Annotated in this window: 11 protein-coding genes and 1 pseudogene; 3 read left to right on the plus strand and 9 right to left on the minus strand. The window is 60.5% G+C overall.

The window, feature by feature from the left end:
* Positions 1 to 89: 89 nt before the first annotated feature.
* From HWY30_RS39410 to HWY30_RS39420, 3 genes and pseudogenes are all read right to left on the minus strand, one after another.
* Positions 90 to 293: pseudogene (locus HWY30_RS39410) on the minus strand (zinc-binding alcohol dehydrogenase family protein); the annotation flags it as partial.
* An 80-nt stretch (positions 294 to 373) separates the two neighbouring features.
* Entirely contained in the window at positions 374 to 1,135 is a 762-nt protein-coding gene (locus HWY30_RS39415) for an SDR family NAD(P)-dependent oxidoreductase (RefSeq protein WP_018424282.1), read from the minus strand.
* A gap of 82 nt (positions 1,136 to 1,217) precedes the next feature.
* Positions 1,218 to 2,336 (minus strand): NADH:flavin oxidoreductase, encoded by a 1,119-nt coding sequence (locus HWY30_RS39420; protein ID WP_090806480.1) that lies wholly within the window; start codon positions 2,334 to 2,336, stop codon positions 1,218 to 1,220.
* A gap of 100 nt (positions 2,337 to 2,436) precedes the next feature.
* Between HWY30_RS39420 and HWY30_RS39425 the strand changes: the two genes are divergently transcribed.
* The 3 genes from HWY30_RS39425 to HWY30_RS39435 all read left to right on the plus strand — a co-directional run bounded on the left by HWY30_RS39425 (position 2,437) and on the right by HWY30_RS39435 (position 5,286).
* Positions 2,437 to 2,847 (plus strand): winged helix-turn-helix transcriptional regulator, encoded by a 411-nt coding sequence (locus HWY30_RS39425; RefSeq protein WP_090806482.1) that lies wholly within the window; start codon positions 2,437 to 2,439, stop codon positions 2,845 to 2,847.
* Between the two features lie 183 nt (positions 2,848 to 3,030).
* Positions 3,031 to 4,458, plus strand: a complete 1,428-nt coding sequence (locus tag HWY30_RS39430) for an aldehyde dehydrogenase family protein (RefSeq protein WP_090806483.1) — start codon at positions 3,031 to 3,033, stop codon at positions 4,456 to 4,458.
* A gap of 51 nt (positions 4,459 to 4,509) precedes the next feature.
* Positions 4,510 to 5,286: an NADPH-dependent F420 reductase gene (locus HWY30_RS39435; protein ID WP_425199434.1), complete on the plus strand. Its 777-nt coding sequence runs from the start codon at positions 4,510 to 4,512 to the stop codon at positions 5,284 to 5,286.
* 179 nt (positions 5,287 to 5,465) lie between these two features.
* Here the strand turns inward: HWY30_RS39435 and HWY30_RS39440 are convergent, their stop codons facing one another.
* The 6 genes from HWY30_RS39440 to HWY30_RS39465 form a co-directional block, all read right to left on the minus strand.
* Positions 5,466 to 6,293, minus strand: coding sequence for an SDR family NAD(P)-dependent oxidoreductase (locus HWY30_RS39440; protein ID WP_090806487.1), 828 nt, complete (start codon positions 6,291 to 6,293; stop codon positions 5,466 to 5,468).
* A gap of 154 nt (positions 6,294 to 6,447) precedes the next feature.
* A complete protein-coding gene (locus HWY30_RS39445) occupies positions 6,448 to 7,437 on the minus strand; it encodes a branched-chain amino acid ABC transporter permease (RefSeq protein WP_090806489.1) in 990 nt (329 codons plus the stop codon).
* Between the two features lie 2 nt (positions 7,438 to 7,439).
* On the minus strand, positions 7,440 to 8,312 hold the full coding sequence (locus HWY30_RS39450) for a branched-chain amino acid ABC transporter permease (RefSeq protein WP_090806491.1): 873 nt from the start codon (positions 8,310 to 8,312) through the stop codon (positions 7,440 to 7,442).
* Positions 8,313 to 8,314: 2 nt separating this feature from the next.
* Positions 8,315 to 9,025 carry an ABC transporter ATP-binding protein gene (locus HWY30_RS39455; protein WP_090806492.1) on the minus strand — a complete coding sequence of 237 codons (711 nt, stop codon included), beginning with the start codon at positions 9,023 to 9,025 and terminating at the stop codon, positions 8,315 to 8,317.
* Positions 9,015 to 9,833, minus strand: a complete 819-nt coding sequence (locus HWY30_RS39460) for an ABC transporter ATP-binding protein (protein WP_090810133.1) — start codon at positions 9,831 to 9,833, stop codon at positions 9,015 to 9,017. The genes HWY30_RS39455 and HWY30_RS39460 overlap by 11 nt, the downstream gene beginning before the upstream one ends.
* Before the next feature lie 104 nt (positions 9,834 to 9,937).
* On the minus strand, positions 9,938 to 11,273 hold a 1,336-nt coding region (locus tag HWY30_RS39465; protein ID WP_208524375.1), incomplete at its 5' end, for an ABC transporter substrate-binding protein.

Consider the following 11,273-nt stretch of genomic DNA (forward strand, 5'->3'; position numbering starts at 1 on the left):
CCAGCCATAGGTGTCCACCTCCACGTAGGTGGACACCAATGCTCCTCGCTCATGCCGCCAGCCGATAGACGTCGAAGATGGACCGCTTACGAATGATCGACGACAAGATGTGCGCCGAGCGACCGAACCCACTCGATCGTCTCGGGCCGCGAGGCGGTGGCGATGACGGTGATATCGGTCAGGACGCGTGCAAGTTGGACGTCGATTGAGCCGACGCCACCTGCGCCGCCGACGATGAGGAGCGCCCGGGCCGCACCGGGCACACTCCCATTCACGTCTAGCCGATCGAACAGTGCTCCCAAGTCAACTGGCCTCCCCGCTCTCCAAGCACGTTGTCTCGATCCATGATTCTGGATAAATGGCGGCACCGCGATCAGCGGGGGACTTGCCCGCCATCGACGGTGAAGGTCTGCCCCGTGATGAACGACGCTTGGGACGAGCTGAGGAAAAGCACCATGCCAGACATTTCCTCAGGCTCCGCTGGGCGGGCGAGCGGGATGGTCTGCAACAATCTTCGACTGAAATCAGCGTCTTCCAACCAACCCTTGGTCATGGCAGTGGCGACCAGGCCAGGAGCGATGGCATTCACGCGGATGCCCTGAGTGGCATAGTCGAGCGCGGCTGCCTTTGTAAGACCGATCACGCCATGCTTGGCGGCGACGTAGGAAGACGTGTTCCGGCCTGCGATCAACCCGGCCACTGAGGCCGTGTTGACGATCGAGCCGCCCCCCGCCGTCAGCATGTGCGAGATCTGATACTTGAGGCAGAGAAACACGCCGCGCAAGTCGATCGAGATGACCTTGTCGAAGTCCGCGACCGACATTTCGGCGAGGGGGGTGGCTGTCGGCAGGATGCCGGCGTTGTTGAACGCGCAGTCGAGGCGGCCGTAGGTATCGACCGTGGCCTTGACGAGGGCTTCGACCGAAGCAGGATCGCTTACGTCGGTCCGCACGAACAAGGCCTCGCCGCCAGCCCGCTTGATCTGCGCAACGGTTTCCGTCGCGCCCTCGTTGACGTCTCCGATCACGACCTTCGCGCCTTGGCCGGCGAACGCTTTCGCGGTCGCTTGTCCGATCCCGGTAGCGCCGCCGGTGATCAGCACAACTTTATCCGTGTAGTCTAAAAGGTTGGGCATTTCCTTCATCCATAGGAAAGTATGAAGTCCGAATAACGACGAGGACGGGTTCCAAGAATGTTCCCCGTCCTCGAACTCGCCATCAGACCAATTCGGCGAGCGCCGCTGCGTCGAACCCTTTCAGCGCGCCGTATTCGCCGTGTTCAACCTTTTTGACCCAGCTTGGGTCGTTGAGAATGGCCCTACCAACGGCGATCAGATCGAATTCGTCGCGTTCCATTCGCTCGACGAGACGGTCCAGGCTCGCAGGACTCGATCCCTCGCCGGCAAAAGAGGTGGCGAAATCCTTTTCAAGCCCGACCGATCCGACGCTGATCGTCGCGGCACCCGTCACCTTCTTGGCCCAGCCGGCAAAATTTAGCCCATTTTCGCCATCGATCTCAGGAAACTCGGGTTCCCAGAAGCGTCGCTGCGAGCAGTGCAAGAGATCGACGCCGGCTTCAACCAGCGGCAGTAGCCAGTCCTCCATGATCGCCGGGGTCTCGGCGACGCGCACGCTCAAATCCTGCTGCTTCCACTGACTGAACCGCATGATGATCGGGAAATCCGGACCGACGGCGTCTCGCACGGCAGCGACAATCTCACTTGCGAAGCGGGACCGCTCCTTGATCGTCGGCCCACCATAGCGATCGGTCCGCTGGTTGGTCCCTGACCAAAAAAACTGGTCGATCAGATAGCCATGGGCGCCATGGATCTCTGCCGCGTCGAAGCCGAGCGCTTTGGCGTCTCTTGCCGCCTTGGCGAAGGCGGCAACCGTATCCGCGATGTCCTCTTCGGTCATAGCCACGCCGCGAGGGTCGCCGGGCGCCACTAGCCCGGATGGGCTCTCGACCGGCGCATCAGGCTCCCAGTTGTTGATGTAACGGGTGGAACCGGTGTGCCAGATCTGGGGCGCCATACGGCCGCCTGCGTCGTGGACGGCATCGATCACATCTTTCCAACCGGCTAGCGCGGCCTCGCCATAAAACAACGGAATGCCGCCGTCGTTGCGTGATGCAGGACGGTCAATGACGGTCCCTTCGGACAGAATAAGCCCCACGCGCCCTTCCGCCCGGCGCCGGTAATAGATGACGTTCGCGTCGCCAGGCACGCCCTCGGAGGCAAAGAGCCGCGTCATCGGGGCCATGACGATCCGGTTCTTCAGGTTGAGCGAGCGGATTGAGAAGGGACGAAACAGGGTGCTGGTATCGGGGTGAGACATTGAACAGGCTCCGTTGCAAACAAAGGCATCATGGTATATGTTTGATACCTGCCGTCAATTAGGCACCTGAAGTCGCCTAGGTGTATCGAAGGAAACCACCATGCCCGTTCCCGAACTGAAATGCTTTTCGTCTGACTGTCCCAGCCGCGCACTCTTCGACCAGATCGCGGACAAGTGGTCGATGATGGTTCTGGCCGTGCTGGATGACGGGCCGCAGCGTTTCAACGCCATCCGGCGGCGCCTCGAAGGCGTCACTCAGAAGGCGCTCACCCAGAGTCTTCGCCGGCTCGAGCGCAACGGCCTGATCTCGAGGACAGTCGTTTCGCTGTCTCCGGTGGCGGTGCAGTATCAGATCACGCCTCTTGGGCGCACGTTGCAGCCGCCATTGCGGGCACTGCATGAGTGGACGCTCGTCAAGTTTTCCGAGGTCGAGGCCGCGCGTCAGGCATTCGACGCGGCGGCGGGTGGAAGCGCGTTGGCGGAAGGATCAGAACATCGGCAGTTTGCTTGACGCGCGCCTGCAGGCTCTTGTCGATCAGGACCTGCGAGGGCGACCGGGACACTACCGCCGATCGGGGTTGGCCCACGGCACCCGGTATCCTCAAGCCTACCAGAGCTACTCCAGGTGCCTAATTGACGTCCAGGTCTACGGCATATACCTTGGCCTCCTTTGACGACGATGGAGAGCCCAGATATGCGCAACAATTTTCAGTTCTATATCAACGGATCGTGGGTTGAGCCTGCCGGCGACACCGTGATTGATGTCATCAACCCGGCGGATGAATCTGTCTCCGGCAAAGTCGCGATCGGTGACGCCCGCGACGTCGACCGAGCGGTGGCCGCAGCTCGAGTTGCGTTCGAGACCTTCTCGCTGACTTCGGTCGAGGACCGTCTTGCGCTCTTCGACCGTATCATCGCCGCCTACCAACGGCGTGCCGGAGACCTGGCCCACGCGGTTTCGGAGGAGATGGGCGCGCCGCTTTGGCTTGCCGAGCAGTATCAGGTGCCCGTCGGCCTCGGCCACCTTCAGATCGGTCGGACTGCGCTCGCGGGCTATAGCTTCGAGGGCCCCCACGGCACTGCACACATCGTGCGTGAGCCGATCGGGGTCTGTGCGCTCATCACCCCTTGGAACTGGCCGCTCAACCAGATCGCCTGCAAGGTCGCCGCGGCGCTGGCGACCGGTTGCACGATGGTCGTGAAGCCGTCGGAAATCTCGCCGTATTCGGCGACGATCTTCGCCGAGATCATGCACGAGGCTCAGACGCCTGCGGGCGTGTTCAACCTGGTGCAAGGCGACGGAGCAGGCGTGGGTAATGCCCTGACCGCACATCCCGATGTCGATCTCGTCTCGTTCACCGGATCCACGCCAGCCGGCATCCAGGTGGCGCTCAACGCAGCCCAAACGGTGAAGCGCGTGCATCAGGAACTGGGCGGCAAGTCGCCCAACATCCTCCTGCCCAGCGCCGATCTGGCGTCTGCTGTTGCGGCGGGCGTCGCGGGCGTCATGATCAATAGCGGCCAATCCTGCGGTGCGCCCACGCGGATGTTGGTTCCCGCCGAGCGGATGGCGGAGGCCTCCGAGCTTGCCAAGGCCGCAGCCGAGCAGTGGACCGTGGGGCATCCGGCTAGCAGCGCGAAGATGGGACCGGTCGTATCTGAGGCGCAGTGGAACAAGATCCAGCGCCTGATCCAGTCCGGCATCGATGAAGGCGCGACGCTCGTCACCGGCGGTTTTGGCCGACCCGAGGGACTGGAAACGGGCTTCTATGTTCGCCCGACCGTCTTCGCCAATGTGAAGAACGATATGGCGATCGCACAGCAGGAGATCTTCGGTCCGGTTCTCTCAATCATCGGTTATGCCGATGAAGCCGACGCCATCGCCATCGCCAACGACACGGTTTTTGGGCTGGCGGCTTACGTCCAGGGCGAGCCGGCCCAGGCCGAGCGCGTTGCGCGCAGGCTGCGCGCCGGCCAGGTCACGCTGAACTATGCCGACATGGACTTTGCCGCGCCGTTTGGCGGGTACAAGCAATCGGGCAACGGACGCGAATGGGGCGAGGTTGCCTTCGGCGAATACTTGGAGACCAAGGCGATCATCGGCTCTCGTCGGGCCGTCTGACGTAACGTACACAGCCTCGCTTCGGCTGCAATCAACTCCACCCTCGTTGGCTTGCAGCCGACACTGGCGACACTTAGGGAGACGAACATGAAAATTGGCATCATCGGCGCAGGCAACATCGGCGCCACGCTCGCGCAAAAATTTTCTGCGAACGGGCACAGCATCAAGCTGGCCTCAACCCGCACCCCCGACGAACTACGCCAATTGGCCCAAAAGGTGGGCGCGGAACCGGTCACCCCGGACGAAGCAGTCAAGAACGTCGACGTCGTCGTCGTTTCGATTCCTTTCAAGAACAACCCGGAGCTCGCTGGCCTGTTCGCCGATGTGCCGACGGACGTGGTCGTCATCGACACCTCGAATTACTATCCCGTGCGCGACGGCAATATCGCCGAAGTCGACGACGGCAAGCCCGAGAGCGTCTGGTCTAGCGCCCAGTTCGGCCGCCCGGTAGTGAAGACGTTTAACGCCATTCTGGCTGGCGTGCTTGCGGACGGGGGAACACCGCGCAGCGCAGCCGATCGCCTCGCCGTACCGATTGCTGGCGACGACGCGGCCGCCAAGGCGACTGCGCAGACGCTGGTGGACGAAACCGGGTTCGAGCCGGTCGATGCGGGAAGCCTTGCCGACTCCTGGCACCAGCAGCCGGGCACGCCAGCCTATTGCACCTCCCTGACTGCGCATGACCTGCGCAAAGCGCTGGCGGCAGCGGACAAGGCCCGTGCGCCGCAGAACCTCCAAGCGCTCATGGACCGACTCGGCGCGTACCCCGCTTTCCCGAGCACCGACGAAATGACCGCGCTGAACCGCGAACTCAACCGCGGGAGCTAAGTGGTGCACTGAGCCGATGACGCCGATCAGCGGGAACGCAATGATGGGCGCTTCGACGCGCCGACAACGGAACAGGCCATCGCTGCGCGCAGCAAGAGCCAACCACGCATTTGCAATGACCATCGTACAGGTCAAACCAGGGCGAGTCTCCGGCTGCGCCAGCGGCTCACCTCACTGAGTTAGCGGGCGGTTATGCCGCCATCATGAACAAACACTTGACCCGTGACATAGCTCGAGGCATCGCTCGCAAGGTAGATGACAAGGCCCACCAGATCAGCCGGCCTACCTCTATAGCCGAGCGGCACCTCCCTCTCGACAAAGGCGTCCATCTGCGCGACGGCCGCGGCGCCACCCGTCGTGTCGCGCTCACGTCCAAGGCGCGTGCCACTATGCCAGCCCGGCGCGATCGCGTTCGCCCGCACTTGCTCGGCCGCATACTCGATTGCGAGCTGCCGCGTGAAGCCAATCAGTCCGGCTTTCGATGCGGCATAGGGAATCGCGGTGACTGGGAAGCCTGGGTAGACACCGACGGTGCCGAGATAAGAACTGATGTTCACCACTGAACCGCGCCCGCTCTGAATCAATGCCGGCAGCAGTGCCTGCGTAACCAGGAAGGCGCCGCGCAAGTTGATCGCGAAGACACGATCCCAGTCCTTCGCCTGGACGTCCAGCAAACGCCCGGGCCGAGTTGCGATGCCAGCGTTGTTGATCAGCACGTCTAGCTTTCCGCCACACCAGGCAAGGACTTTTTCTGCCATCTGTGAAACGCCCGCTTCGTCGCCAAGATCAGCGACAACGCGGCAATCGCAGACGCCTACGGCCTCGCAGGCCGCGAGCGCCTCCGCCTCGCGATCGACCCAAGCCACCGCTGCGCCAGATTGGGAAAGCGCTTCGGCAAAAATACGGCCCAAGCCGGATGCAGCACCGGTCACGACAACTTTCCTGCCGGCCAGGTCAAAGAGAGAGCCGGGCAGACCGCTCTGTGGTGTGCTATCCGTCGACATCATCGCGCACCGCCCTCACAGTCACAACGAATTAATCCGCATCGCGACGTATTGGATCGAGCGAATCCGACGCGGATTGCCGACGCTGCCAAACCGGCTGCGTTTATCTTCTTCATGTCACTTTCTCTTTGTCTTCTTTGGGCTCGGCGCACGGACATTAGCGGTGCGACCTCATCAGGCGATAGCGGTTGCCCAGGGCCGCGATGCCACCAGGAAGAACATAGACTGAAACAATCAGAAGCACCCCATACACGACCCAAGGGGCTGACTTGGAAACGCTCTCCGAAAAAGCAGGTATCACCATAATGAAGACCGCGCCGAAAGCGGCGCCCCACAGCGTTCCGACACCTCCCACGACAATCCCGACCAGGAGAGTGATTGACAGAAACATGGAGAACGAATCGGGAGCCACGAACTGCACCGCCAGTGCTGAAACGGCGCCACCCGCGCCCGTATAAGCGGCGGACAAGGCAAAGGTCTTCGTTTTGACGGTCGTTATGTTAAGACCCGTTGCCTCGGCCGCCAGCGCATGGTCACGGATCGCGCGCATGGAGCGACCGGCAGCCCCCCGAAGAAGGTTGTTGGCCATCCAGAACACGATCGCGCAGATCAAAACCGCATACAGAAACAGCCACTGATCCTGCGACAAAGGCAACCCCAATGGCACCTCTGGCTTGATCACTGCAATGCCTTGAACACCGCCTGTCCATTGTTCGAGTAAGCGGCACTTCAAAAGCTGTGGAGTAGCCACGCCAAGGCCAAAAGTGGCTAACGCCAGGTAGATTCCATCGAGCTTGAGTGCTGGCCAGGCAAATGCGTAACCAATGACCAGCGAGACGACTCCGGCCAGCGGCACCACGAGCCAGTACGGCAAACCAAATCGATCCATGAGAATCGCAACCGTGTAAGCACCAATGCCAAAGAATGCTCCATGTCCGAGGGAGATTTGCCCGTTGTAGCCGGTCAGCAGGTTTAGGCCGAGTAGAGAGACCGCATACGCCAGCAGCATCGTCGCTTGAAAAAGCTGATACCCGTTACCGACAAAGAGCACGCCCGCTGCGACCACGAACAATCCCGCCCAGCAAAGGCGGAACGGAATGCCAACGGCGCGCTGTGCGGTATATGCACGATCGAGGAAATTGCTCATGATCAAACCCTCGTGACGACCCGGCGGCCAAACAGGCCGTCCGGCGCAAATATCAGAACGACCACGATCAGCAACAGCGCTATCGATAGCTTTAGATCGGTGCCGACCACATAGGTCCCCAACAGATTTTCGGAAATTCCGACCAGGAATCCTCCAACAACGGCGCCAGCAGGATTGCCGATCCCGCCCAACAAGGCGCCGGCGAATGCATAGAGAACCGCTCCCATCATCATGGACGGGTCCAGGAAAACCATCGGCGCCACCAATAAGCCCGATACAGCGCCGATCGCTCCAGCGAGGCCCCACCCTAGCATCAGCATCTTGCCGACAGAAATGCCGACCAACTGAGAGGAAACGCGATTTTGCGCAACCGCGCGCATTTTCAATCCGAGGCTCGTTCTGTAAAAAAAGGCGAATAACAAGGCGACCAAAAAGAATGTCAGCGCAATCGAGCCGGCCTGATGAGCCGACAACAGCTGTGGAAATCCCCACGGCAGGTTGGCAAACGGACTGGGGAAGTCGTGGCTGTCATAGCCGAAGAGCCAGCCGGCCATGCCGTGGAAGGTCACCAGCAGGCCGATGAATACCACAACCATGGACAGATCCGGGGCGTCTCGAAGAGGTCGAATCACGACCAACTCCAACACCGCCCCCATGACGAAGGAAGCTGCGACAGTCACGAGGAACGCGGCCCAGTACGGAACGCCAGCTTGGATCAATACCCATGCGAGATACGTCGAGAACATCGCCATTTCCCCCTGAGCGAAGTTCACGTGATGGGTCGCCTGGTAGATCACTGCGAGCGCGAGCGCCACGATCGCATAGATGCTGCCTGTGCCTACTCCTGCGAGAAGCTGTTGGCCAAATGCTTCCATTCTCAGTCCCCTAGATAGGCTTGACGAATGCGCGCGTTCTTGCGCATGTCGTCGGCTTTGCCGCTCATGACGATGCGGCCTTGTTCAATCAGGTAAGCGCGGTGCGCTAGATCCAGCGCGATGTTGGCGTTCTGTTCGATCAACAAGATCGCCATGCCCTCCTCCCTGTTGATCCGCCGCATGATGTTGAAGATGTCCTGAACGACCAGGGGCGCCAGGCCGAACGAGGGTTCATCCAGCATCAGCAGTTTTGGACGCCCCATTAGCGCCCGTCCAATCGCCAGCATTTGCTGCTCGCCGCCGGAGAGCGTGCCGGCCTGCTGCTTACGGCGCTCGCGAAGGCGCGGAAAGTAGCCGTACATCCTCTCGATATCGGAAGCGATGGCCCGCGCCCCGCCTCGGGAACTTGCTCCAAGTAGCAGGTTTTCTTCGGTGGTCAATCCAAGGAAAGTTCCTCGTCCATCTGGAACATGAGCCACTCCTGCCCTTGCGATTCGCTCGGTTGTAAAGCCATCAATTCTTTGCCCGGAAAAAGTCACCGTGCCTTCGGTCTTCACCATCAACTGGCACAAGGCGCGCAAGGTGGTTGTTTTGCCCGCTCCATTGGCACCGAGCAGAGCGCAGATCTCGCCGTTATCCACCTGAAGATCAACACCATGGAGCACGCTTGTTGAGCCGTACCTGGCCGCGAGCTGATTCACGTCAAGCAACATAGGAATGCTCCGCTGACTTGCCCAGGTAGGCCTCGATAACTCGACCATCATTGCGTACCGCTTCCGGCGTGCCTTCGGCAATCTTGCGGCCGAAATTCAACGCGACCACCTTGTCGGAAATTGACATCACCAAGCCCATGTGGTGTTCCACAAGCAGCACCGCGAGCTTGAACCGCTGCCGTACATCTTGCAGGAGCCCCCGCAGCGCCTCGACTTCCTCGTGATTGAGACCGCACGCGGGCTCATCAAGCAGAAGTAAGCGGGGACGCGATATGAGGGCCCTCGCCATCTCCACCCTCTTTTGTGTGCCAAAGGGCAGCTCCGACACGATCCGCTCCGCGACGGCCGCCAGCCCCAGGCTATCGATAACCTCCTGCGCGCGCCGCTGATGGTCCGCTTCGACAACGCGCTCAGAACGAAATCGCCAAGCGCTTGCCAAGAAACGCGGTTGCACCCGACCGTGTACGCCGAGCAGCACGTTCTCACGCACAGACATGGTCTTGAAGAGTGCAAGGTTCTGGAACGTGCGACCTATACCCATGTGCGCGATCTCGTGCCTGGGTCTCGACAGTGTGGATATGCCGCCGACTTCGACGCTCCCCTCGTTGCAGTCATACAGCCTCGACAAGCAGTTGAATAGCGTGCTCTTGCCTGCGCCGTTCGGCCCGATGAGCCCGCAAATCTGTCCGGCTTCGACGTCGAAGGAGACCTTGTCGAGGGCGACGACGCCCCCGAATCGGACGCTGACATCCCTGATGCGCAGAAGAGGTAGGCAAGAGCCAATCACCCCCGTGTTTTCAGCGTCCATCACCGCCCCTCCAAGAACGCTTGGCGCTCGTTGGCGGATCGCTCCGTCGCGTTCGACTGTGCTGTGGTCGTGATCATTCATCAGAATCCATACGCCGCGGTATTTCAATTCGAAAGAAGCGCGCCTTGCGGCACCCATTTGGTCCCATCGAAGCGAACAATCTGGAATTGCTTGATGGGATCGCGATCCGAGTCGCCGACATTCACCGTGATCCCAGGCAGCAAGAAGGGACTGGCTACTTTGCTCAAACTGGTAGCCTGCTTGATGATGTTGGCACGAGTGAGGTCGTCGCCGGATTGCTCGATGATTCTGGCCAGAAGCGAGGCATCAAAATAGGCGATGGCCGCATTCCTGGACCGGGGATTTACGTCCGGCACATACTTCTTCATGAACTCAACGAACTGCACCATGCTGGGTTCGTTGGAGTAGGCAGGATCGCTCGGCTCCTTGAAGTAACTCGCAGTGATGATGCCTGTGGACTTTTCGAGGCCAACGGGTTTCAGCACCGCTTCGATCGATGCCCAGGGCGAGTCGAGGATCTGCAGCGGCCTCCAGCCGATTTCATATGCTCTGCGGATGGACAGGCTCGTTGCACGTCCCGTGGTGAAGTTCATAAAGACGTTGGCGCCGGATGCCTTCAGCGAAATCAATTGCGAGTCGAGCGTTGGATCAGTGGGCTCGTAGCTCACTTCTTTTACGATCAGCGAGGCGGCTTTGGCGCCCATGCCCGCTTTCACGCCTTTGACGAAATCCCGGCCGAAATCATCGTTTTGATAGAGGATTCCAACCTTCGGAGCGTGCAAGGAGGAAGCCGGGTCTGCCGCCATCTGGGCAACGTAGCGCCCATAGATGGCGCCCTCCCGTTGATAAGCGGGCAATGCGGCGGTCGTCCAGGGCCACGTCTTTGCGTCAACGAATCGAGACCCTCCGCTCGTCACGAGGATCTGAGGCACCTTGGCAGCGTTGAGGTAACGTTGAGTTGCCGCATTGGTCGGCGACCCAAAAGGCAGGGCAATGAACAAAACGCCATCCTCCTCTACCAGCTTTCTCGTCTGCTCCATGGTTCGCGGCGGGCTGTAGCCATCGTCCAACGTGATGAATCGGATTTTCCGGCCGTTGATACCGCCTTTCTCGTTCAGGCGCTCGAAATACGCGGCCTGCACTTGCGTTTCGTAGGCCTCCGATGCGACTGGACCGCTGAGCGCCCATGTCTGCCCGATCTTGATTTCGGTGTCGCTCGCACCTCTGTCATAGCGTTTCTCTGCCATGGCATGCGAACTGAGCAGTGCCGCTACCAACGCGGCAGTCAAAGCCCCTAAGCAACCCTTGTTTTGAAAATGCATTTCTGTCTTATATGGACGCCTCCCGGTTTGCCAGGTGATATTCGGTGTGTGACGGACAGGATGAGGTTGCAGACTTATATCCGGCCTGTGGTGCGGA

Origin of the sequence: Paraburkholderia tuberum STM678 (assembly GCF_902833905.1) — a bacterium.
Taxonomy (GTDB): Bacteria; Pseudomonadota; Gammaproteobacteria; order Burkholderiales; family Burkholderiaceae; genus Paraburkholderia; species Paraburkholderia tuberum.

Excerpts from the sequence above, each read along its gene's own strand:
- HWY30_RS39415 (WP_018424282.1), bottom strand. The coding sequence starts at position 1,135 with ATGCCCAACCTTTTAGACTACACGGATAAAGTTGTGCTGATCACCGGC.
- HWY30_RS39420 (WP_090806480.1), bottom strand. The coding sequence starts at position 2,336 with ATGTCTCACCCCGATACCAGCACCCTGTTTCGTCCCTTCTCAATCCGC.
- HWY30_RS39425 (WP_090806482.1), top strand. The coding sequence starts at position 2,437 with ATGCCCGTTCCCGAACTGAAATGCTTTTCGTCTGACTGTCCCAGCCGC.
- HWY30_RS39430 (WP_090806483.1), top strand. The coding sequence starts at position 3,031 with ATGCGCAACAATTTTCAGTTCTATATCAACGGATCGTGGGTTGAGCCT.
- HWY30_RS39440 (WP_090806487.1), bottom strand. The coding sequence starts at position 6,293 with ATGATGTCGACGGATAGCACACCACAGAGCGGTCTGCCCGGCTCTCTC.
- HWY30_RS39445 (WP_090806489.1), bottom strand. The coding sequence starts at position 7,437 with ATGAGCAATTTCCTCGATCGTGCATATACCGCACAGCGCGCCGTTGGC.
- HWY30_RS39450 (WP_090806491.1), bottom strand. The coding sequence starts at position 8,312 with ATGGAAGCATTTGGCCAACAGCTTCTCGCAGGAGTAGGCACAGGCAGC.
- HWY30_RS39455 (WP_090806492.1), bottom strand. The coding sequence starts at position 9,025 with ATGTTGCTTGACGTGAATCAGCTCGCGGCCAGGTACGGCTCAACAAGC.
- HWY30_RS39460 (WP_090810133.1), bottom strand. The coding sequence starts at position 9,833 with ATGGACGCTGAAAACACGGGGGTGATTGGCTCTTGCCTACCTCTTCTG.